Annotated in this window: 21 protein-coding genes; 10 read left to right on the forward strand and 11 right to left on the reverse strand. The window is 69.9% G+C overall.

Annotated features, from left to right (window positions below):
- Positions 1 to 19: 19 nt before the first annotated feature.
- The 5 genes from ASD78_RS09295 to ASD78_RS09315 form a co-directional block, all read right to left on the reverse strand.
- Positions 20 to 709: a methionine ABC transporter permease gene (locus ASD78_RS09295; RefSeq protein ID WP_055904648.1), complete on the reverse strand. Its 690-nt coding sequence runs from the start codon at positions 707 to 709 to the stop codon at positions 20 to 22.
- Positions 706 to 1,713 (reverse strand): methionine ABC transporter ATP-binding protein, encoded by a 1,008-nt coding sequence (locus ASD78_RS09300; RefSeq protein ID WP_056100527.1) that lies wholly within the window; start codon positions 1,711 to 1,713, stop codon positions 706 to 708. The genes ASD78_RS09295 and ASD78_RS09300 overlap by 4 nt, the downstream gene beginning before the upstream one ends.
- Before the next feature lie 137 nt (positions 1,714 to 1,850).
- Entirely contained in the window at positions 1,851 to 2,519 is a 669-nt protein-coding gene (locus ASD78_RS09305; protein WP_056100529.1) for a DsbA family oxidoreductase, read from the reverse strand.
- A gap of 132 nt (positions 2,520 to 2,651) precedes the next feature.
- On the reverse strand, positions 2,652 to 3,182 hold the full coding sequence (locus tag ASD78_RS09310; protein ID WP_056100531.1) for a GNAT family N-acetyltransferase: 531 nt from the start codon (positions 3,180 to 3,182) through the stop codon (positions 2,652 to 2,654).
- Positions 3,183 to 3,242: 60 nt separating this feature from the next.
- Positions 3,243 to 4,892, reverse strand: coding sequence for a M28 family metallopeptidase (locus ASD78_RS09315; protein ID WP_056100534.1), 1,650 nt, complete (start codon positions 4,890 to 4,892; stop codon positions 3,243 to 3,245).
- A 386-nt stretch (positions 4,893 to 5,278) separates the two neighbouring features.
- On the opposite strand from ASD78_RS09315, the gene ASD78_RS09320 reads away from it, so the two are divergent.
- Positions 5,279 to 6,556, forward strand: coding sequence for an MFS transporter (locus ASD78_RS09320; RefSeq protein WP_055904662.1), 1,278 nt, complete (start codon positions 5,279 to 5,281; stop codon positions 6,554 to 6,556).
- Positions 6,557 to 6,643: 87 nt separating this feature from the next.
- Here the strand turns inward: ASD78_RS09320 and ASD78_RS09325 are convergent, their stop codons facing one another.
- Together ASD78_RS09325 and ASD78_RS09330 are read right to left on the reverse strand one after the other, a co-directional pair.
- Entirely contained in the window at positions 6,644 to 7,075 is a 432-nt protein-coding gene (locus ASD78_RS09325) for a PepSY domain-containing protein (RefSeq protein ID WP_056100538.1), read from the reverse strand.
- A 163-nt stretch (positions 7,076 to 7,238) separates the two neighbouring features.
- Entirely contained in the window at positions 7,239 to 7,994 is a 756-nt protein-coding gene (locus ASD78_RS09330) for a hypothetical protein (RefSeq protein ID WP_056100541.1), read from the reverse strand.
- Positions 7,995 to 8,199: 205 nt separating this feature from the next.
- Here ASD78_RS09330 and ASD78_RS09335 point away from each other — a divergent pair, with 205 nt between their 5' ends.
- From ASD78_RS09335 to ASD78_RS09350, 4 genes are all read left to right on the forward strand, one after another.
- Complete coding sequence (locus ASD78_RS09335) at positions 8,200 to 8,769, forward strand: TetR/AcrR family transcriptional regulator (RefSeq protein ID WP_056100543.1); 570 nt, start codon at positions 8,200 to 8,202, stop codon at positions 8,767 to 8,769.
- 26 nt (positions 8,770 to 8,795) lie between these two features.
- Positions 8,796 to 9,260, forward strand: coding sequence for a PaaI family thioesterase (locus ASD78_RS09340; protein WP_056100546.1), 465 nt, complete (start codon positions 8,796 to 8,798; stop codon positions 9,258 to 9,260).
- A 13-nt stretch (positions 9,261 to 9,273) separates the two neighbouring features.
- Complete coding sequence (locus tag ASD78_RS09345) at positions 9,274 to 9,744, forward strand: MaoC family dehydratase (RefSeq protein ID WP_055904677.1); 471 nt, start codon at positions 9,274 to 9,276, stop codon at positions 9,742 to 9,744.
- A 103-nt stretch (positions 9,745 to 9,847) separates the two neighbouring features.
- Positions 9,848 to 11,206 carry an MATE family efflux transporter gene (locus ASD78_RS09350; RefSeq protein ID WP_056100549.1) on the forward strand — a complete coding sequence of 453 codons (1,359 nt, stop codon included), beginning with the start codon at positions 9,848 to 9,850 and terminating at the stop codon, positions 11,204 to 11,206.
- Between the two features lie 125 nt (positions 11,207 to 11,331).
- Here ASD78_RS09350 and ASD78_RS09355 read toward each other — a convergent pair whose 3' ends face one another.
- Entirely contained in the window at positions 11,332 to 11,541 is a 210-nt protein-coding gene (locus tag ASD78_RS09355; protein WP_055904688.1) for a cold-shock protein, read from the reverse strand.
- 309 nt (positions 11,542 to 11,850) lie between these two features.
- On the opposite strand from ASD78_RS09355, the gene msrB reads away from it, so the two are divergent.
- Positions 11,851 to 12,318, forward strand: a complete 468-nt coding sequence (gene msrB, locus ASD78_RS09360; protein WP_056100552.1) for a peptide-methionine (R)-S-oxide reductase MsrB — start codon at positions 11,851 to 11,853, stop codon at positions 12,316 to 12,318.
- Between the two features lie 18 nt (positions 12,319 to 12,336).
- Here the strand turns inward: msrB and ASD78_RS09365 are convergent, their stop codons facing one another.
- Complete coding sequence (locus tag ASD78_RS09365; RefSeq protein WP_055904693.1) at positions 12,337 to 12,885, reverse strand: hypothetical protein; 549 nt, start codon at positions 12,883 to 12,885, stop codon at positions 12,337 to 12,339.
- Positions 12,886 to 13,057: 172 nt separating this feature from the next.
- On the opposite strand from ASD78_RS09365, the gene ASD78_RS09370 reads away from it, so the two are divergent.
- Both ASD78_RS09370 and ASD78_RS09375 read left to right on the forward strand, forming a co-directional pair.
- Positions 13,058 to 13,369 carry a DUF3247 family protein gene (locus tag ASD78_RS09370; RefSeq protein ID WP_055904696.1) on the forward strand — a complete coding sequence of 104 codons (312 nt, stop codon included), beginning with the start codon at positions 13,058 to 13,060 and terminating at the stop codon, positions 13,367 to 13,369.
- A 111-nt stretch (positions 13,370 to 13,480) separates the two neighbouring features.
- Positions 13,481 to 13,729, forward strand: a complete 249-nt coding sequence (locus ASD78_RS09375) for a DUF3297 family protein (protein WP_055904699.1) — start codon at positions 13,481 to 13,483, stop codon at positions 13,727 to 13,729.
- Positions 13,730 to 13,881: 152 nt separating this feature from the next.
- On the opposite strand, the gene ASD78_RS09380 is transcribed toward ASD78_RS09375, so the two are convergent.
- Positions 13,882 to 15,261, reverse strand: coding sequence for an amino acid permease (locus ASD78_RS09380; protein WP_055904702.1), 1,380 nt, complete (start codon positions 15,259 to 15,261; stop codon positions 13,882 to 13,884).
- A gap of 222 nt (positions 15,262 to 15,483) precedes the next feature.
- Here ASD78_RS09380 and ASD78_RS09385 point away from each other — a divergent pair, with 222 nt between their 5' ends.
- Together ASD78_RS09385 and ASD78_RS09390 are read left to right on the forward strand one after the other, a co-directional pair.
- Positions 15,484 to 16,896 (forward strand): DUF1800 domain-containing protein, encoded by a 1,413-nt coding sequence (locus ASD78_RS09385; RefSeq protein ID WP_056100555.1) that lies wholly within the window; start codon positions 15,484 to 15,486, stop codon positions 16,894 to 16,896.
- Position 16,897: 1 nt separating this feature from the next.
- A complete protein-coding gene (locus ASD78_RS09390) occupies positions 16,898 to 18,049 on the forward strand; it encodes a DUF1501 domain-containing protein (protein ID WP_056100558.1) in 1,152 nt (383 codons plus the stop codon).
- Between the two features lie 25 nt (positions 18,050 to 18,074).
- On the opposite strand, the gene ASD78_RS09395 is transcribed toward ASD78_RS09390, so the two are convergent.
- Positions 18,075 to 19,940: a hypothetical protein gene (locus ASD78_RS09395; RefSeq protein ID WP_056100561.1), complete on the reverse strand. Its 1,866-nt coding sequence runs from the start codon at positions 19,938 to 19,940 to the stop codon at positions 18,075 to 18,077.
- Positions 19,941 to 19,948: the final 8 nt, after the last annotated feature.

Raw genomic sequence — 19,948 nt, forward strand, 5'->3', positions numbered from 1 at the left:
GGGATTAGGTGCCGCGGCTTCAGCGGCGACTGAAGCGTGCGACCAGGCGGTCGCCGACGCTTTGCAGCGCCTGGACCAGAATCAACAGCAAGATCACCGTGACCAAGGCGACATCGCCGTGCGAGCGCAGGTAGCCGTCGCGATAGGCCAGATCGCCCAGGCCGCCGGAACCGATCGCGCCGCCCATGGCGGTGTAGCCGATCAGGGCGATGGTGGTGACGGTGGCGCCGGCGATCAGGCCCGGCAAGGCTTCGGGCAACAACACGCGCAGCACGATCTGGCGGGTGTTCGCGCCCATCGCCAAGCTGGCCTCGATCACGCCGCGCTCGACCTCGCGCAGCGCGGTTTCGACCAGGCGCGCGTAGAAGGGCGCGGCGCCGACCACCAGCGGCAGGATCGCGCCCCGCACGCCCAGCGACGTGCCCATCGCCGCCAGCGTCAGCGGAATCATCGCGATCATCAGGATGATGAAAGGCACCGAGCGCAGCAGATTGACCAGCAAGGACAGCGCGCCGTAGAGCTTGGGCCGCGCGTGCAATTGGCGCGGCGCAGTGAGGAACAGCAGCACGCCCAGCGGCAGGCCGATCAGCAAGGTCAGCGGCAAGGCGCCGGCGAGCATCAGCAAGGTGTCGCCGCCGGCCTGGGCGATCTCGGCCCACTTGGCCGCGTCCAGGTGCGGGAACCACGCCCCGACGACCGCCCAGTTCATCGGCACAGCTCCTCGACGTGCACGCCGGCGCGCGCGAACGCGGCCATGGCCAGTTCGGCGTCGCCGCCGACCAGCGACACGGTGAGCTGACCGTAGGGCGTGTCCTTGATCCGGTCGATACGGCCGGCCAGGATGTTGTAGTCGACGCCGGACTCGCGTGCGACGCGGCCCAGCAGCGGCTCGTAGGTTTTCTCGCCGAGGAAGGTCAGGCGCAGGACGCGGCCGGGCACCTGCGCCAGGTCGCGGTGCAGCTCGCCCTCGTCGACATGCTCGGCCTCGGCGACGAAACGGCGCGTGGTCGGATGGCGCGGATGCAGGAAGACCTCGCTGACAGGACCGCTCTCGACCAGCGCGCCGGCGTCGAGCACAGCGACGCGGTCGCAGACGCGACGGATCACTTCCATCTCGTGGGTGATCAGGACGATGGTCAGGCCGAGTTCGCGGTTGATGCCCGACAGCAGTTGCAGCACCGATGCGGTGGTCTGCGGGTCCAGCGCGCTGGTGGCCTCGTCGCAGAGCAGGATCTTGGGGCCGGTGGCGAGCGCGCGTGCGATGCCGACGCGCTGCTTCTGTCCGCCCGACAGCTGCGCCGGATACTTGTGCGCCTGTTCGCTCAGGCCGACCCGCGCCAACAATTCGTCGACGCGCTTGGCGACGTCCGCGCTGGAGGCGCCGGCGAGTTCGAGCGGGAACGCGATGTTGGCCGCGACCGTCTTCGACGACAGCAGGTTGAAGTGCTGGAAAATCATGCCGACGCGCCGGCGCAAACCGCGCAGACCATCGGCGTCCAGTGCGCCCACGTCCTCGCCGTCGACCTGGATACGGCCGCCGCTGGCGCTTTCGAGCCGGTTGATCAAGCGCAGCAGCGTGGACTTGCCGGCGCCGGAATGGCCGATGATGCCGAACACTTCGCCGGCCTCGATGCGCAGGTCGAGCGGAAGCAGCGCGGGCGTGTCCTTGCTAGCGATCCGGTACGACTTGCTGGCCTGCTGGAATTCGATCACGAAAGCTGGGGTTGAGGACGCCGGGCTCAAGCGTACCGCGTGGCGACGGTCGCCGTCGCGCACGCCGACGCATGAGCGCAGAACGATTCGTCAGTAGCGGCCGGCGCCGTCTTGTTCGCGCAGCGGTACGCGGGCGATCAAGCGCCCGCGGCCTGCGACGGTTCCAGCCCGGCGATCTGGCGCAGGGCGCGCTCGAACAGTTCCACCGGCTGGCCGCCCTGGATCAGATGGCGGTCGTTGATGATCACCGACGGTACCGCGCTGATGCCCTGGCTCTGATAGTGGCGTTCCTGCGCGCGCACTTCGTCGGCGTATTCCTGCGAGGCCAGGATCTGGCGCGCACGCGTCGCGTCCAGGCCGACCGCTGCGGCGACCTCGGCCAGGGTCTCGTGTGCGGACACGTCGCGGCCCTCGGTGAAGTAAGCACGCAGCAGGGCATGCTTGAGCGCGCGTTCGTAGTCGCCGCCCTCGAGCGCGGCCCAATGCAGCAGGCGGTGGGCATCGAAGGTGTTGTAGATGCGGTTGCGCAGGTTGAATTCGAAGCCCAGCGCGGCGCCGCGCTGACGCAAGGCTTCGCGGTTCTGCGCGAGCTGCGCCGGGGTCGAGCCGTACTTCTCGATCAGGTGCTCGTCGATGTCCTGGCCTTGCGGGCCCATCTGCGGGTTGAGCTCGAACGGCTGGAAGTGCAGTTCGACCGCGACCTCGTCGCCCACGCGCGCGATCGCCTGCTCCAACGACTTCAGCCCGACCGCGCACCAGGGGCAGGAAACGTCGGAAACGAAATCGATCTTGATCGGCTGGGACATGGGGACACCGTGGGGATGCGGCCGGAACGCGGCCTCGATCGGTCCAAGATGCGGCGCGACATCCTGCCGATCAACCGCGCGAGGCGGTCATGGGTGGGCCGCTGCGTTCCAGCGGTGGCCCGCTGGCGCCGTTCAATCCAGCGCCAGGCCCAGGATGCGGTCGTCGTAGTCGCGGCCGCCGACCTTGAAGCGGCGGGTGCCGAGGGCGCGGAAACCGCAGCGTTCGTAGAAGCCGATCGCCGAGGTATTGCCCTCGTACACGCCCAGGAGCAGGCGTTTCGCGCCGGCGCTGCGCGCGTGCGCGACCGCAGCGGCGAGCAGGCGCTTGCCCCAGCCGCCGCCGTGGAAACGGCTCAGCAGATAGATGCGCTTGAGTTCGAGATCGCCGGGATCGATATCGGCCAAGGGCAACTGCGCCGGTGCGATCACCGCGTAGCCCACCGGCGCTTCGCCGGGCGCGGCCTCGGCCAGCCACAGCGCGCTGGCGGGATCGTCGAGCCAGGCGCGGTACACCGCCGCAGCATGCGCGTTCGCGCAGTGCTGGACGATGTCGGCGCCGCCGAGGATGCCGGCGAAGGTTTCCAGGAACGTGGCCTGGCCCACCAGCGCCAGCGCGGCTTCGTCGCCGGCGACGCAGTTGCGGAGTCGAAGGTCGTGGCTCATATGAGTATGCGCAGACGCATCGCCGCTCCCTCCGTCGTGGGAGAGAGCGGCGACGTGGCCTTACTTGCGTTCGCCAGCGGTGGCGTCGCGCGCGGCGCGGAACTCCGAATCCTGGCTCCAGTTCGGCCAGCGCTTGGAGTTGGCCAGGCCGTTGCCCAGCGTGTACAGCAGTTCCAGATCGCGGGCCATGCCGGTGAAGGTCCAGCTGGCTTCCCACTGGTCGGCCGGCTGGTGGTAGCGGTCGGCGGTGTAGGCCTGCTGCGCGGCCTCGCCGGCGGCGCGGCCGCCCTCGACCTTGTCGTCGCCGGAGCCGAACGAGATCGCCGGCACGCCGCGCTTGGCGAACGGGAAGTGATCGGAGCGGAAGAAGTGGCCGGCCTCGGGCTTGGGATCGGTGACGTAGCTGAGGTTCCAGCGCTGGCCGAGCGCGATCAGCTCGTCCAGCAATTCCTGCTTGGCGCTGCCGGAGGTGGTGAAGTCGCGCGAGGGGCCGGTCGGGTCGAGCGCGTCGGTGTTGATCACCGCCACGGTCTTGGCCAGCGGGTACAGCGGCTTGGACGAGTAGTACTCCGAACCCAGCAGGCCCTTTTCCTCGGCGGTCACCGCCAGGAACACCACCGAACGCTGCGGCTTGGGACCATGGGCGAAAGCGCGGCCCATCTCGATCAGCGCAGCGGTGCCGGTCGCATTGTCGACCGCGCCGTTATAGATCTTGTCGCCCTTGGCATCCGGCGCGCCCACGCCCAGGTGGTCCCAGTGCGCGCTGTAGATGACGGTCTCGTCCGGGCGCTGGGCGCCGTCGACGCGGCCAACGATGTTCTGCGAGGTGATGACTTCGCTCTTGACCGCGTAGTTCGCCGACAAGCTCGCGCCCTTGAGTTCGACCGGCTTGAAGTCGCGCGTCTGCGCCTGGCGCTTGAGCGCTTCGAAATCCAGGCCGGAACGCTTGAACAGGTCGACGGCGAAATCGCGCTGGATCCAGCCTTCCATGGTCGGGTGGGTCGCGCCCGGACGGTCGCGGACCACGTCGAACATGGTGTTGGTGTTGGAATTCTTGACCGTGGCCCAGCCGTAGGAGGCCGGATCGGTCTCGTGCACGATCAGCAGGCCGAGCGCACCCTGGCGCGCGGCTTCTTCGTACTTGTAGGTCCAGCGGCCGTAGTAGGTCATGGCCTTGCCGCCGAAGTCGCCCTGCCCGCTCTCGAAGTCGGGGTCGTTGATCAGCACGACCGCGATCTTGCCCTTGAGGTCGACGCCCTTGAAGTCGTCCCAGTTGCGCTCCGGCGCCTTGATGCCGTAACCGGCGAACACCAGCGGCGCGTTCGCGATCGACACCGACTTGGAACCGTCGAGCGCGGCGCGCACGGCGATCTCGCCGCCCTGGGTCAATGCCTGCGACTTGCCGTCCACCGCCACCGACAGGGTCGGCACGCCTTCGATCTGCGAACGCGTCAGCGGCACCGCCTGGGTCCAGGCGCGCTTGCCGTCTTTGAGGTCGCCGCCCGGTTTCAGGCCCGCGGCCTTCATCTGCGCGACCACGTAGTCGACGGTCTTGGTCTCGCCGGCGGTGGCCGGACCGCGACCTTCGAACTCGTCCGACGACAAGGTCTTGACCTCGTCGGACAAACGCTGGGGATCGAACTTCGGGGCTTCGGCCGCCAGGGCCGCGGACACCGACAGGGACAGCAAGGACGCAACCAGCAGTTTCATGGACGGGACGCCTGTGACCAAAGTGCGGCCGATACTAGTTGAGCGCGGATCGGCCGGTCCAGCGGCGGAAGTCAGGGTTGCAGGCCCCGGCTTTGCACTTTGTGTCGTTTCGGTGGCCGGCGCCTGGAACTATGCGTTGTCCTGGCGCGGCTGCCGCGCATTCATCTTGTCGGGCACACTGTCGCCTCCGACGCTGCGGCCACGACCGCAGCGTCGCCCCTCCCCCTGTAGCGCCCGCCGACCGCCGCGTGAGCCCCGCCGCTCGCCGCAGCACCGCATTCACAGACGCCGCACCGTCGCGGCCGGCCCGCGCACCCCGATGGCTGCACCGCAATGAACCCCGCTGCCCGCAACACGACCTCCCATCCCACCGCCCGGTGCGCGCGATGAGCGCGACCGCCTACGTCGCCCCGGCTCAGCGCTCGCGTTCGCTGTGGCAGGGCCGCGGCCTGATCCTGGCCGGCATCGTGCTGTCCGCGTTCACCCTGCGCACCGCGGTGACTTCGCTGACGCCGCTGCTGGACAGCCTCGGCCGCGACTTCGGCTTCGGTCCGACCATGACCGGCGTGTTCGGCATGGTGCCGACCGCGGCGTTCGCGGCATTCGGCGTACTCACGCCGGCGATCGCGCACCGCCTCGGCCTGGAACGCGCGGCACTGTCGGCGATGGCGCTGGCCGCGCTGGGCCTGCTCGCCCGCGCATTCGCCGGCGACACCTGGCAGTTGCTGGTCGCCTCGGCGGTGGCGCTGTCGGGCATGGGCATCGGCAACGTGGTGCTGCCGCCGCTGGTGAAGCGCTATTTCGCCGATCGCGTCGGCGCGGTGAGTTCGCTCTACATCACCGTGCTGCAGTTGGGCACGATCCTGCCGGCGCTGGCGGCGGTGCCGCTGGCGCAGGCCGCGGGCTGGCGCACGTCGCTGGGATCGTGGTCGCTGGTCGCGGTGGCCGCGGCATTGCCGTGGATCGCGACGCTGTGGATGGAACGCTACGGCCGCTCGGCGCAAGCGCGCGCGCTGAGCGAGGCGCACGACCACGCCGTCACCGGCGCGGACGAAGCGCCGGAACTGAGCGCGCCCGCGCCGCGCGGCCGGCCCTGGCGCTCGTCGGTGGCCTGGGGCATGGCGCTGATGTTCGGCATGACCTCGCTGATCACCTATTCGATGTTCACCTGGCTGCCCAAGCTGCTGGTCGAAGCCGGCGGCAGTCCGGCGCTGGGCGGCAGCATGGTCGCGCTGTTCTCGACCCTGGGCCTGATCGCAGCGCTGGCGCTGCCGGCGCTGGCGGTGCGCATCGCCAATCCGTTCCCGGTGGTGCTGGCCTGCGTGGTCATGTACTTGGGCGGCTTCGCCGGACTGCTGTGGGCGCCGATGTCGCTGACCCTGCTCTGGGTGGCGATGCTGGGCCTGGGCCCGAGCACCTTCCCCTTGTCGCTGACCTTGATCAACCTGCGCACGCGCACCCAGGCCGGCTCCGCCGCGCTCTCGGGTTTCATGCAGGGGCTGGGTTACAGCATCAGCTGCATCGGACCGCTGCTGTTCGGCTGGCTGCACGAACGCAGTCATGGCTGGCTGCTGCCGTTCGGTTTCCTGACCCTGTGCCTGGTGGTGCTGACGATCGGCGGTTATCTCGCCTGCCGGCCGCGCATGCTCGAGGACAGCTGGTAAACGCAACGGGGAAACGCATCCGGCGATGCGGCGCTTCGCAAAAACACGACCGGACCGCACCGCGATGCGGCGCGGTCCGGGGCGGCCTTAGTCCTTGTCGGCGCCGATCACGCGCCCGGTCTTGGGATCGATCTTGAGTTCGACGTCGCGGCCGGCCGGATCGTCGGCCTCGGCGTTCCAGATGCCGTCCTCGTAATCGACGTCGTGCACGTTGGTGTAACCGGCCACGGCCAGGCGCGCGCGCACGTCGGCTTCGCTGAGGTTGGCGACCTGCTCGTCCGGAAACACGCGGCCGGTCTTGGGATCCAGGCGCACGTCCACGCGGTTGCCTTCGGCGCTGCGCGCGTCGGCCTTCCAGACGCCGTCGCGGAATTTGATGTCGTTGATGTGGGTGTAGCCCTGGTCGGTCAGCGTGGCGCGCACCTGCGCTTCGGTCAGTGCATCCTGCGCCTGCACGGCGCCGGATACGGCCAGCGCGAACGCGAACGCAGCGCTGCTCAGTACGGTGACTCGCTTCATGACGACCTCCTGTGGGGACGGTGTCCGACTCTTGTCACACGCACGCCAACCGACGGTGAACATCGCCCATTCAGTCGCGCTGCTTCACGACGCATGCACGCGACGCTAACGAAGGCATCGCGCGAACGTGAATTCGATCGCGACAGCGCGGTATCGCGAGCGCCTATTTTTCGACCGGATATACCGAGGCGATCGGGCAGCTGATCCGCGACAGCGCGCCGCCGCTGCGCGCGATGCCTTCGCCGGCGCGCATTTCCGGCACCACCGCGACCACATCGCCGGGATTGCCGCAGACGGCGCTGATACCCATGCCCGAACGCAGTTCGATGGTGGTGGCATCGAACAATTCCGGGCAGCTGTGCGCGAGTTCGACCCGGTAGTAACGATGGCCGCCGGAGCGCTGCGGCGAGACTTCCACCACCAGGCCCTTGCCGTCCTCGTTCCAGCCGCGCATGTAACGCGGGTTGAGGCAGTACGACACCGAGCCGCCGAAGCCGCGGCGCTTCTCGGCGCGCACCTCGACCGTGTCCAGCGTGGCGACGTCGCCATGGCGGCGGTGACTGGCCAGCGCCAGCGCGGCGTAGTCCTTGGCATCGATCTCGGCGACCGCGGCCACCGGGCACAGACGCTGCCCGCTGCGCACGTACTCGTTGCCGGTGCCGCAGACCCAGCCCTCGCGCGCGAGCACGCTGGCCTGCGCATCCGCGCCCGCGGCCGGGCAGTCCTCGTTCAGATCGACGCGAAAACGGCGGCCGTCGTTCTGCAGTACCGCCAGGGTGCGCTCCGACGCCTGCCGTACTTCGCCCATCGCGCGCGCGTCCAGGCAATGCGCCGCGGGCGCGGGTGCGCGCGTGGACGCGGCCGCCGCGGTGACGGCACAGACTGCGGTGGCGAGGAAAACAGCGGCAGGCAGGCGCATCGCAATTCCGTGTCGTGAGCCGGCGCGCTCCGCCGGCTTCCGGATTAGACGCGAATTGCGGCGACCGGCGCCAGCGCGCGCGTCGCCCGCCTTTCGGACAGACGCGCCGGACGGGCCGGCCGCCCGTCGGATTTAAATGTCGATCATCATGAATATTGCTAGCATCGCCCGACCAGGCCCGGACGCGGTCCGGCGGAGCCCAGCCATGAAAGTCAGCCGCGAACAGGCCGCCGAAAACCGCGCACGCATCGTCGGCGCCGCCGCCCGGCTGTTCCGCGAACGCGGCTACGACGGCATCGGCATCGCCGAACTGATGCAGGACGCCGGCCTCACCCACGGCGGTTTCTACGGCCATTTCGACTCCAAGCAGGACCTGATGGCGCAGGCCTGCGAACACGCCGTGAGCGGGTCTCTGGCGTACTGGAGCCAGCTGATCGAACGCGATCCCGAGCACGCGCTGCAGAACATCGCCGCCGCCTACCTGTCCACCGCGCACCGCGACCAGCCCGGGCGCGGCTGCACCTTCGCCGCCTTGGGCGCCGACGCCGCGCGCCTGCAGCCGCCGGTGCGGCGCAGCCTGGGGCGGGCGCTGAGTTCTTACCTGGAACTGCTGACGCCGCTGCTGCCGGGCCGCAGCCGCGCCGCGCGCCGCGAGCGCGCGCTGGCGACCCTGGCCAGCCTGGTCGGCGCGCTGGTGCTGGCGCGCGCGGTCGACGATCCGGGCCTGTCGCAGGAAGTGCTGCAGGCGGTATCGGCTTCCATCCCCTCCCGCTGACATCCCCACTATCGGAAACCCCCGTGATGACCGTGAATGTGTTCGAACTCGAAGCCCTGCGCGGCCTCAACGGCCTGGATACCCTGCGCGCCCTGCTCGCCGCCGGCCGCCCGCCGCCGATCGGCGAGACCCTGGGCTTCATCCTCACCGAGGTCGACGAAGGACGCGCGGTGTTCGCCGGCACGCCCGGCCCGCACGCGTACAACCCCTTGGGCGTGATCCACGGCGGCTACGCCGCGACCCTGCTCGACTCGGCCTGCGGCTGCGCCGCGCACAGCGCACTCAGCGCCGAGCAGGCCTATACGACGCTGGAGCTCAAGATCGCCTATCACCGCGCCATGACCTCCGACACCGGTCCGGTGCGCGCCGAAGCCAAGCTGCTGTCGATCGGCAAGCGCGTCGCCTTCGCCGAGGGCAAGCTCACCGATGCCCAGGGCCGCCTGTACGCCTCGGCGACTTCGACCCTGCTGGTGTTCGAACGCAAGGCCTGAACGAGGATCGCGCATGCACACCGACACCCCCGACGACGGCCTGTACCTGGACGACCTCGCGGTCGGCCAGCGTTTCGAAACCGCCACCTGCACCGTCAGCGAAGCGCAGATCAAAGCCTTCGCGCGCGAGTTCGACCCGCAGCCCTTCCACCTCGACGACGAAGCCGCGCGCGCAAGCCTGTTCGAAGGCCTGGCCGCGAGCGGCTGGCACACCGCGGCGATCACCATGCGCCTGCTGGTCGATCGCGGCATACCCGCAGGCGGCCTGATCGGCGCCGGCGCCGAGATCGCCTGGCCGCGCCCGACCCGGCCGGGCGATACCCTGCGGGTGCACAGCGAGATCGTCGAAGTCGCGGCGTCGCGTTCGCGTCCGGACCGCGGCCTGGTCGTGGTCCGCAACGAGACCCGCAACCAGCGCGGCGAAGTCGTGCAAGCCTTCACCGGCAAGCTGATCGTGTTCCGACGTCCGAATGCCGCCGCGTAGGCGACGACGCCCGCAGCGGATTTGCGCCGAACCGTGCCTTGCGGCCATGGCGCGCAGCGTCGGCGCGCGCTAACGTCCGCGGGTCGCACACGCCGGAACCGCCATGCAGGACCTGACCCAAGGCTCCATCCCCAAGCACGTCGTGCGGATGGCCGCGCCGATCATGATCGGCATGCTGTTCCAGACCCTGTATTTCCTGATCGATCTGTACTTCGTCGCGCGCCTGGGCGATGCCGCGATCGCCGGCGTCGGCGCGGCCGGCAATGTGCAGTTCATCGTGATGGCGCTGACCCAGATCCTGGGCGTGGGCACGATGGCGCTGATCTCGCACGCGGTCGGGCGCAAGGACCGCGAGGACGCCAACCTGGTGTTCAACCAGAGCCTGCTGCTGGCGCTGACCTGCACCGCGGTCACCCTGGTCGGCGGCTACGCGCTGGGCGGCGCCTATATGCGCACGCTCGGCGCCGATGCGGCGACCACCCAGGCCGGCATCGATTACCTCTACTGGTTCCTGCCCGGCCTGGCGCTGCAGTTCGCCCAGATCGCGATGGGTTCGGCGCTGCGCGGCACCGGCATCGCCAAGCCGACCATGGTCGTGCAGATGCTGACCGTGGTCCTCAACGCGATCCTGGCGCCGGTGCTGATCGCCGGCTGGCTGACCGGCAAGCCGATGGGCGTGGCCGGCGCGGGCCTGGCGACCTCGATCTCGGTCGCCGCGGGCGTGGTGATGATGGCGCTGTACTTCGCGCGCCTGGAAAAGTACGTCGGCTTCGACCCCAGCCAGTTCCACGCCCGGCTCGCGGTGTGGAAGCGCATCCTGCACATCGGCCTGCCGCCGGGCGGCGAGTTCGCGCTGATGTTCGTCTACATGGCGGTGATCTATTGGGTGATCCGCGGCTTCGGCGCCGAGGCCCAGGCCGGTTTCGGCATCGGCCAGCGGGTGATGCAGGCGATCTTCCTGCCGGCGATGGCGGTGGCCTTCGCGACCGCGCCCGTGGCCGGTCAGAACGTCGGCGCGCGCCGGCCCGAGCGGGTGCGCGCGACCTTCCAGGCCGCGGTCGCGATCGGCACCGTGCTGATGCTGGGCCTGACCGCGCTGTGCCAGTGGCGGCCGGACTGGCTGGTCGGCGCCTTCACCCAGGAAACCACGGTGATCGCGGTCGCGGTGCAGTTCCTGAGCATCATTTCCCTGAACTTCGTCGCCTCAGGGCTGATCTTCACCTGCTCGGGCATGTTCCAGGCCCTGGGCAACACCCTGCCCGCCTTTCTCAGCAGCGCCAGCCGCCTGCTGACCTTCGTGGTGCCGGCGGTGTGGCTGTCGAGCCAGCCGGGCTTCGAGCTGCGCCAGCTGTGGCTGGTGTCGGTGGCCTCGGTGACCCTGCAGGCCATCCTCAGCGCGGTATTGCTGCTGCGCGCACTGCGCCGGGCCACGGTCACGATGACGGCGGCCGCGCCGGCTTGAGTCGCGCGCCGGCCTGAGTCACCGGCCGGACAGCGCCCAGGCCAGGACCCCAGAAAACAAAAAACCCGGCCGAAGCCGGGTTTTTCGTTTCGGATCGCGCCCGGAGGCGCGGCCCGATAAGCGGTTCAGACCGCCTGCACCGATTCAGCCTGCAGGCCCTTCTGGCCCTGGGTGACGGTGAAGGAGACCTTCTGGCCTTCCTGCAGGCTCTTGAAGCCCTGCGACTCGATCGCGCGGAAGTGCACGAACACGTCTTCGCCGTTCTCACGGCTGATGAAGCCGAAGCCCTTGGCATCGTTGAACCACTTGACCGTACCGAATTCACGGTTCGACATTTTGCTTGCTCCTTGAAACGTAATGGGAATTGCCGCCTAAGCGGCCGTGATGCTGGTTGCAAGGAGGAAGCCAGGTGCAACGATGGGCGGATCTGGGATCTACGGCATCGGGCCACGGTTCATGGTGACCCTTGACGAACACAGCACTCGATACCCTAGTTCGCTCCTGAGCGGATTGCAATACCTTCGCCGTAAAATTTGTCGTCCGTTCAGCTGAACAGGGACGGGAAGCACCGTTTCCGCGCCCTCCACCCCAGCCAGAGCGGGCTTGCGTACCATCTGGGGCACTACCGCCGTCCGGAGCCCGCGATGACCGCCTTCGACCTGACCCCGCCCAGCGACGCCCAGCGCCGCGAACTCGCCGAAGGCCTGAGCGGGGAGGAGCGCGAGGTGCTGCTGCACCACGGCACCGAGGCCCCGTTCTGCGGGGTGTTCCTCGACAACAAGCTCGACGGAGTCTACACCTGCCGGTTCTGCGGCCTGCCGCTGTTCCGCTCCAGCACCAAGTTCGACTCCGGCACCGGCTGGCCCAGCTTCTTCGCCCCCTACGACCCGGCGCACGTCAGGGTGGTGCGCGACACCAGCTACGGCATGGTCCGCGAGGAGATCGTCTGCGCGCGCTGCGGCAGCCACCTCGGCCATGTGTTCCCGGACGGCCCGCCGCCGACCGGCGAGCGCCACTGCCTGAATTCGGTCTCGCTGGCCTTCAGCCGCAACGGCGAGGCCCTGCCCGATCCGCTCCAGCGCGGCGGCGCCGAGGCCGATCCGGCGGGCTGAGCCGGGCCTGCCGCCGGCTCAGAACGCGTCGCTGCCCGGCCGCGCCTCGATCCCGAGCGCGGTCGCCAGCATCTGCAGGCCCTCGTCGTCGCGGCGCAGCGCGATCCAGCCGGCATAGCTGTCGGCGCCGGTGTTCCAGGTCCACAGGGTGTAGCCGTGCTCGCGCAGGCGGTCGTGCGCGGTCGCCATCAGCGCCGGGATGTCGGTGCCGTCCAGGAACTCCGGATCGGCGGTGTCGTCGGTACCCCAGTCGATGCGCAGGTTCCAGCGCGCGGCCAGCTCGTTGATGCTGTCGATGAAGGATTCGCTGTCCTTCCAGTCGACGTAGTAGCCGGCCTTCCAGTCGATCGCGTCCTTGATCAGCCATATCGGCTCGTCGGTTTCGCCGCCGGCCTCGTTCAGCGCCTCGCGGTAGTCGGCGAACTGCTGCAGCGCCGATTCCTCGTCGCCGGGGTTGATCAGCAGCAACAGCTGCCAGACCAGGGCTTCGGATCCGGCTTCGTCGAGGTCGCTGTCGTAACCGTCGCCGTAATCGTCGCCGTCGTAGTCGTCGTCGGGTGCGTTCATGGGCGCGTCGCGTCGGGTGGGGGCGGGCAGGATGAGGCTTGGCCGCGGCCTTGGAAAGCCGGGCCGCGCCTGCCCGGATTCTGCGAGGTCGGCGGCGCCGGGTCCACCGCGCTTCACCTGCGCTTGCGCGGTGCGCGACTAGAGTCGGCGCATACCGACCGAGGCCGCCGCCATGTCCCGCAACGCCGACCATGTCTATTCCGCGCCCGCCGACATCGCCCGCCTGGAAGCGCGCATCGCCAGCCTGCGCGACGACGCCCGGGTCGAACTGAGCCTGCACGACGGCCGCGTGCTGCGCGGCGTGGTCGCGGCCCTGCCGAGCCTGCAGTCGTTCTACGGCCCGGGCGATGTCGAAGGTCTGAACGGGGTGCTGCGGCTGGAAGAGCCGCTAGGCGGCGACGCCAGCCGCGTGCACGACCTGTGGCTGGACGAGATCGACGCGATCCGGCCGCTGACCGCGCTCGAGCTGCAGCGACCGGCCTGAGGCGACCGCGGCCGGCGCGGCGCGTATCCTGTGCAGCCGGCGCTGCCCCGTGCGCGCCGCGATCCCAGCCCGCGCCCTGCGCCGGTACCACCTGCCTCAGCGATGCCGACGATGACCGATACCCCGCCCGACCGCCTGTCCAACGACCCGCGCAGCCCCTTCCACGACGATTCCCTGCTCGAGCGCGGCATCGGCATCCGCTTCAACGGCCAGGAGCGCCACAACGTCGAGGAATACTGCGTCAGCGAAGGCTGGGTGCGGGTACCGGTGGGCAAGGCCCTGGACCGTCGCGGCAATCCGATGACGGTCAAGGTCAAGGGCGAAGTGGTCGCCTACTTCCTGACGCCGGCGAAGGAATAAGTCCGTACGCGACCGCCCTGCCGGGGCGGTGGCGAGCGCGACGACCGCGTTGGGCGGCCGTGCGCGGTGTTTCCGGATTGCGCCGCGGCCGTCGGTTCGCGGTTGCGGCTTACGCCGCTCCTACCCTAAAGCGCCGCAGCCTCGCGCGAACCTCAGCGCGATTCGACCGCCGCCGCGCGCTTGCCCAGTCCCAGCGCGTAATACAGCACCACCAGCAGGATCAGGAAGGCCGGGCCCACGAACAGGGCGATGCGGGTGTCGGGGAAGTAGGCCATCAGGCCGACCACCAGCACCAGGAAAGCCAGCGCGATCCAGGTGCCGACCGGATACAGCGGCATCTTGAACTCCAGGCCGTCGCGCTGCGCCGGGCTCAGGCCGGCGCGGAACTTGCGGTGCGACAGCAGGATCACCGCCCAGGTCCAGATCGCGCCGAAGGTCGAGATCGAGGTCACCCAGACGAACACCTTCTCCGGCACCAGGTAGTTCAGCAGCACGCCGAACAGCAGCACCGTCACCGACACCAGCACCGCCTTGCGCGGCACGCCGCCGGCCGAGGTCTGGGCGAAGGTGCGCGGCGCCTGGCCCTGCAGGCCCAGGTTGTAGAGCATGCGCGCGGTGCTGAAGATGCCGCTGTTGCACGACGACAGCGCCGCGGTCAGGACCACGAAGTTGATGATGCCGGCGGCTTCGCGGATGCCCAGGCGCTCGAAAGTCATCACGAACGGGCTGCCGGTGGTGCCCAGCTCGTTCCAGGGATAGATCGACAGGATCACGAACAGCGCGCCGACGTAGAAGATCACGATCCGCCAGAACACCGAGTTGATCGCGTCCGGGATCGACTTCTTCGGGTTCGCGGCCTCGCCCGCGGTCAGGCCGATCATCTCCACGCCCAGGTAGGCGAACATCACCATCTGCAGCGACATCAGCACGCCCTTGGCGCCGTTGGGGAAGAAGCCCCCGTGCGACCACAGGTTGGAGATGCCGGTGGCGACGCCGTGGTTGCCGAAGCCGAACACGATCATGCCCAGGCCGCCGACGATCATCAGCACGATGGTCACGACCTTGATCATCGCGAACCAGAATTCGAACTCGCCGTAGGCGCGCACCGCGATCAGGTTGACCGAGCCCATCGCCGCCAATGCCGCCAGCGCCCAGGCCCACTGCGGCGTGCCCGGGAACCAGATCTGCATATAGATGCCGACCGCGGTGATCTCGGCCACGCAGGTCACCAGCCACAGGAACCAGTAGTTCCAGCCGGTGAGGTAGCCCGACAGCGGGCCCAGGTAGTCCTGCGCGTAGCGGCTGAACGAGCCGGCGACCGGGTTGTGCACGGCCATCTCGCCCAGCGCGCGCATGATGATGAAGATCGCCGCGCCGCCGAGCAGGTAGGCGAGCAGGATGCCGGGACCGGCCAGCTTGATCGCGTTGGCCGAGCCCAGGAACAGGCCGACGCCGATCGCGGCGCCCAGCGCCATCAGGCGGATATGGCGCTCGCCCAGGCCGCGATGTAGGTCTTGCGGTTCGCTCTGCATTGCCACGGTCTCCTGGCCACGCGCCGGGCGCGGGCCTGCGGTTGCGCGGCGCGGCGCGCCGACTGCTCGCAACCCTACGCGATGCCGGCCCGCAGGTGTAGGGGCGGCGGCCGCGTTTCCGCCCCGCCCCGCCCGGCGCCGCGTCCCGATCCGCGTCCCGATCCGCGTCAACCGGCGCCGCGCTCCTGCGTTGTCATGACGGACCCCGAGGGAGAGCGCGGCATGGGCACTCGCGAAAGCGTGAGCGCGGTCAATCGTTTCGGCCTGGGCGCGGCGCCGGGCCAGTTGGCGCGGATCGCCGACCCGCGCGGCTGGCTGCACGCGCAGTTGCGCGGCGACGGCGCGCAGGCGCAGTTCGCCGACCTGCCCACCAGCCTGGACTACGTCCGCCGCGAGGCCGACTACTACCGCGAACGCCGGGCCGCGCGCCGCCAGGGCGAGGGCGCCGATGAGGTCGCCAATTTCGGCCAGCGCTTCCGCGACGACCAACTGCGCGAGTTCGGCCGCCGCTACCGGGTCGCGGTCGCCAGCGAACGCGGCTTCGTCGAGCGCCTGGTGCGGTTCTGGTCCAACCATTTCGCGATCTCGATCGACAAGCGCGCCGCCTCCCTGTACGCCGCGCCGATGGAGCGCGAGGCGATCCGCCCGCACCTGCTGTCGCGCTACGCCGATCTGCTGATCGCGGTCGAATCGCACCCGGGCATGCTGCGCTACCTCGACAACGTGCGCTCGGTCGGCGGCGATTCGCCTTATGCGCAGCGCGCGCGCCGGCGCATGGCGCGCGCGGACGCGCAGGCGCCCAAGCGCGAGGTCGGCCTGAACGAAAACCTCGCGCGCGAGATCCTGGAGCTGCACACCCTCGGCGTCGACGGCGGCTACGCCCAGGCCGACGTGACCGAGCTGGCGCGCGCGATCACCGGCTGGGGCGTGCCCCTGCCGCGCGAACTCGCGGCCGGCGACGCGCGTTCGGCGTTCGTGTTCCGCGCCGCCGCGCACGAAGGCGGCGCGCGCAGCGTGATCGGGCGCCGCTATACCGAGGGCGGACTGGAACAGGGCCGCGCGATCCTGAGCGACCTGGCGGTGCATCCGTCCACCGCGCGCCATCTGTCGTACAAGCTTGCCCGCCATTTCGTCGGCGACGCGCCGGCGCCGGCGCTGGTCGCGCGCCTGAGCGCGGCCTGGCAGCGCAGCGGCGGCGACCTGCCCACCGTCTATGCGGCCCTGATCGACGCGCCCGAGGCCTGGAGCGAGGACGCGCGCAAGTTCAAGACGCCGGACGATTTCGTGGTGTCGGCGCTGCGCGTCAGCGGCGCCACCCCAGGCGAGAAACCGCGCGCCCTGATCGGCCTGCTCGCACGCATGGGCCAACCGCCGTTCACCCCGCGCTCGCCCGCCGGCTACGCCGACGAGGCCGCCGAATGGAGCGGACCGGACGCCTTGTGGAAACGCGTGCAGGCCGCGCAGAGCCTGTCCGAGTCCGCGCCCGAGGTCCGCGTGGACGCACTCGCGACCGCCCGCGAGGTGTTCGCCGATCGTGCCGACGCCGACACCCTGGACGCACTGCGGCGCGCCGAATCCCCGCGCGACGGACTGGCGCTGCTGTTCGCCAGCCCTGCCTTCCAATGGAGAAGCTGAGATGAGACTGAGCCGACGCCATTTCATCGGAGCGGCCGGCGCGGTCACCGCGCTCAGCCTGTGGCCGGGCCTGAGCGCGAGCGCCGCCTCCGCCGACACCCGCCTGCTGGTGGTGCTGCTGCGCGGCGGCGTCGACGGCCTGCATGTGCTGCCGCCGCGCGACGACGCGGCCTACGCGCGCCTGCGTGGCGCCTTGGTCCCGCAGGATGCGCGCCCACTGAACGGCGACTTCGCCCTGCACCCCTCGCTGGCGTTCGCGCACACGCTGTACGGCCGCGGGGAACTGCTGCCGGTGCTCGCGATCGCGCCGCCGTATCGCCAGCGCTCGCATTTCGAAGCCCAGGACTGCCTGGAGAACGGCACCGCCAGCGCCAGCGGCGCCGCCACCGGCTGGCTCAACCGCTGCGCCGAATCCCTGCGCGGCGGCGAAGCGCTGTCGGTGACCGCGGTGATGCCGCTGATCATGCGCGGCCCCGGCGCCGTCACGACCTGGTCGCCGCCGTTGCCCGAGGACGTCAATCCGATCCTGCTGCAGCGTCTGCAGCCGCTGTACGCGGCCGACCCGCGCCTGTCGGGCGCGTTCGCGCGCGCGCTCGACAACGCATCAGGAAACCAGGGCACCGGCATGGCCGCCGGAAACGCGCGCGGCGGCCGCTTGCCGCAGGCCATGGCGGCGGCGGCGAAGTTCATGGCCGCCGCCGATGGCCCGCGTCTGGGCTTCGTCGAGGATTCGGGCTGGGACACCCACAGCAACCAGGCCGCGGTGCTGACGCGCAAGCTCGGCGAACTCGATGCCGGCCTGCGCGCCTTCCAGGACGGCGCCGCGCCGATCTGGGAGCGCACGGTCGTTGCGATCGTCAGCGAGTTCGGCCGCACCGCCGCGGTCAACGGCACCGCCGGCACCGACCACGGCACCGGCGGCCTGGCGCTGCTGGCCGGTGGCGCGGTCAAGGGCGGCCGCATCGCCGGCGACTGGCCGGGACTGGCGCCCGGCGCGCTCAACGAAGGCCGCGACCTGCGCGCGACCAGCGACCTGCGCGGCCTGTTCAAAGGCCTGTTGGCCGCGCACCTGCGGGTGCCCGAGAACGCGCTGGAAAACCACGTGTTCCCGGACAGCCGCGCGGTGCGGGCGATGGATGGTCTGCTGACCTAAGCCGCCGCCGCGACGGCGGCGGCGATCAGATCCAGTACAGCAGCAGGATCACCACCAGCAGGTACAGCGCCACCGCGATGCCGCCCAGCAGGACGCTGCCGCCGCCGAAGTACAGGAACACCGCGTAGCCCAGCGCCGACAGCGCCGCCAGCAGTCCGACCCACACGAACGCGCACAGGGTGGACACCACAGCGAGCAGCGCGTTCTTGCTCTTGGCCGCCTCGAAGGTGCGCAGACTAGAACGGTCGCCGTCGACCACGTAGGCGCCGATCGCGCCGAGCTTGGCCGGATCGTCGACCGCCACGCCGGTGGAATGCGCGCCGCGCGAGTACTCCAGGTTGTCCACCGCCGCGGTCATGCCGGACGCGGCGAAGCCGTCGAAACCGGCGCCGCCGAGATCCAGCAGCCCCTTGCGGTTGTCGAGCCGGAAAAGATCCGCCAGCTGCTGGAACATCTTGGGGAAGATCGCCACCACCCAGTCGCGGGTGGCGACCACGTTGACCACGCTCTCGACCCGGCCGGCATCGACCAGCTCGACCCAGGGATAGCCGTACGGCATGACGCTGCCGGCGAAGAACACCCGCCGCACCCGCACCGTCACATAACGCAGCAGCGCGCTGGCCAAGATGTAGGTGCCGTTGCTATGGCCGACGTAGTCCATCGACTCGGCGTTCGGATAACGCGCCAGGTGTTCGGTGTAGCGGTCCATGAAATCGCGCACGTTGCGCTGGCGGTCGAAGGGCAGCAGGAAGCGCGCCATCGGGAAGCGGCCGTACTTGGCACTGAACACCGCGACCTTCTCGCCGCTGGTCTCGTAGCGGCGCCGGACCTCGTCGCGGACCTTGTCGGTCCACTCGCCCAGGTCGCGGATGCCGTGCATGACGTAGACCAGGCGGGTGACGTCGCGGTCTTCCTTGAACTCGACCAGGTCCGGTTCGAGCTCGTCGAGCTTGCCCAGCAGCGCCAGCGCGATCGCCTTGCGGCGTTGTTCGACTGCCTGGCCGCCGGCCGCCTCCAGCGCACCGCCGATTTCCGCGTGCCCGGTCTGCGCCAGGGTCTTGAACACGGTGCCGGCGGTGGCGACCAGGTCCTGGCCGTCCTCCTTGGACACCACGTCGTCCTCGCTGCCGATGATCTGGATCACCTGCGGAAAATGCAGCTGCCCCTGCAGCACCGCTTCGGAGCGGGCCAGGCGCACCCACTGCACGCGCGTGTCGGCGATGAAGGGCGAGCCGCGATGCATGGCCGAGATCAGCCGACCGATCCCCAGGGAATGGCCGACGACCTGGCACAGGCGGATATAGAGGTAGGTCGGCCAGGACATCAGCGCGGGGCGCGGCTCCACGCTCCAACCGCGATTCATGCCCGCCAGCAGAACCAGGCGCTCGGTCCTGTCCACCCATTCGCGCTTGCCGCGGCGGCCGTAGGCGCCGCGATCCTGCTCCTCGCCGTAACCCCACACCAGCGCTTTGCGCAGCAGCGAGGCGCCGGCGCTGTAGCCGATCAGGATCACGCGCCGGTACCCGCCGCGCTTGCATTCGGCGTGGATGCCCTGCTCGATCACGTCGGCGATCGCCAGCGCGTCGGCGTTGCTGGTGTAGCCGCGCACCCAGCCGCCGCGATAGTCGACGATCAGGCGGTCCGCGTCCGGCAGGGTCTGTGCGATCAGATCCAGCGCGCCGCCGAAATTCCGCAGGCCGGGCATGCCGTGCACGGCGACGACCAGGGTGTCGGCTGGGCCGGACGCGGCCGGTTGCAGGCTCAACACGGTGTCGAGCGGTCGCACCAGCCAGCCGGCGATCATGCGCACGCCGAACCAGAACAGGCCGAGCACCGCCAGCAGGCTCAGGCCCGGCCACACCATCGACCACAGGTTCAGCACTACGTGCATGTCCGCCC

It is taken from the genome of Lysobacter sp. Root667 (assembly GCF_001427715.1).
In the GTDB taxonomy this organism is placed as follows: domain Bacteria; phylum Pseudomonadota; class Gammaproteobacteria; order Xanthomonadales; family Xanthomonadaceae; genus Lysobacter.

Bases quoted from the DNA above. Each gene is read 5' to 3' on its own strand.
- ASD78_RS09390 (WP_056100558.1), top strand. From the start codon at position 16,898: ATGAGACTGAGCCGACGCCATTTCATCGGAGCGGCCGGCGCGGTCACC.
- ASD78_RS09320 (WP_055904662.1), top strand. From the start codon at position 5,279: ATGAGCGCGACCGCCTACGTCGCCCCGGCTCAGCGCTCGCGTTCGCTG.
- ASD78_RS09330 (WP_056100541.1), bottom strand. From the start codon at position 7,994: ATGCGCCTGCCTGCCGCTGTTTTCCTCGCCACCGCAGTCTGTGCCGTC.
- ASD78_RS09335 (WP_056100543.1), top strand. From the start codon at position 8,200: ATGAAAGTCAGCCGCGAACAGGCCGCCGAAAACCGCGCACGCATCGTC.
- ASD78_RS09305 (WP_056100529.1), bottom strand. From the start codon at position 2,519: ATGTCCCAGCCGATCAAGATCGATTTCGTTTCCGACGTTTCCTGCCCC.
- ASD78_RS09310 (WP_056100531.1), bottom strand. From the start codon at position 3,182: ATGAGCCACGACCTTCGACTCCGCAACTGCGTCGCCGGCGACGAAGCC.
- ASD78_RS09385 (WP_056100555.1), top strand. From the start codon at position 15,484: ATGGGCACTCGCGAAAGCGTGAGCGCGGTCAATCGTTTCGGCCTGGGC.
- ASD78_RS09355 (WP_055904688.1), bottom strand. From the start codon at position 11,541: ATGTCGAACCGTGAATTCGGTACGGTCAAGTGGTTCAACGATGCCAAG.
- ASD78_RS09345 (WP_055904677.1), top strand. From the start codon at position 9,274: ATGCACACCGACACCCCCGACGACGGCCTGTACCTGGACGACCTCGCG.
- ASD78_RS09365 (WP_055904693.1), bottom strand. From the start codon at position 12,885: ATGAACGCACCCGACGACGACTACGACGGCGACGATTACGGCGACGGT.
- msrB (WP_056100552.1), top strand. From the start codon at position 11,851: ATGACCGCCTTCGACCTGACCCCGCCCAGCGACGCCCAGCGCCGCGAA.
- ASD78_RS09295 (WP_055904648.1), bottom strand. From the start codon at position 709: ATGAACTGGGCGGTCGTCGGGGCGTGGTTCCCGCACCTGGACGCGGCC.
- ASD78_RS09340 (WP_056100546.1), top strand. From the start codon at position 8,796: ATGACCGTGAATGTGTTCGAACTCGAAGCCCTGCGCGGCCTCAACGGC.
- ASD78_RS09325 (WP_056100538.1), bottom strand. From the start codon at position 7,075: ATGAAGCGAGTCACCGTACTGAGCAGCGCTGCGTTCGCGTTCGCGCTG.
- ASD78_RS09370 (WP_055904696.1), top strand. From the start codon at position 13,058: ATGTCCCGCAACGCCGACCATGTCTATTCCGCGCCCGCCGACATCGCC.
- ASD78_RS09380 (WP_055904702.1), bottom strand. From the start codon at position 15,261: ATGCAGAGCGAACCGCAAGACCTACATCGCGGCCTGGGCGAGCGCCAT.
- ASD78_RS09375 (WP_055904699.1), top strand. From the start codon at position 13,481: ATGACCGATACCCCGCCCGACCGCCTGTCCAACGACCCGCGCAGCCCC.
- ASD78_RS09395 (WP_056100561.1), bottom strand. From the start codon at position 19,940: ATGCACGTAGTGCTGAACCTGTGGTCGATGGTGTGGCCGGGCCTGAGC.
- ASD78_RS09350 (WP_056100549.1), top strand. From the start codon at position 9,848: ATGCAGGACCTGACCCAAGGCTCCATCCCCAAGCACGTCGTGCGGATG.
- ASD78_RS09315 (WP_056100534.1), bottom strand. From the start codon at position 4,892: ATGAAACTGCTGGTTGCGTCCTTGCTGTCCCTGTCGGTGTCCGCGGCC.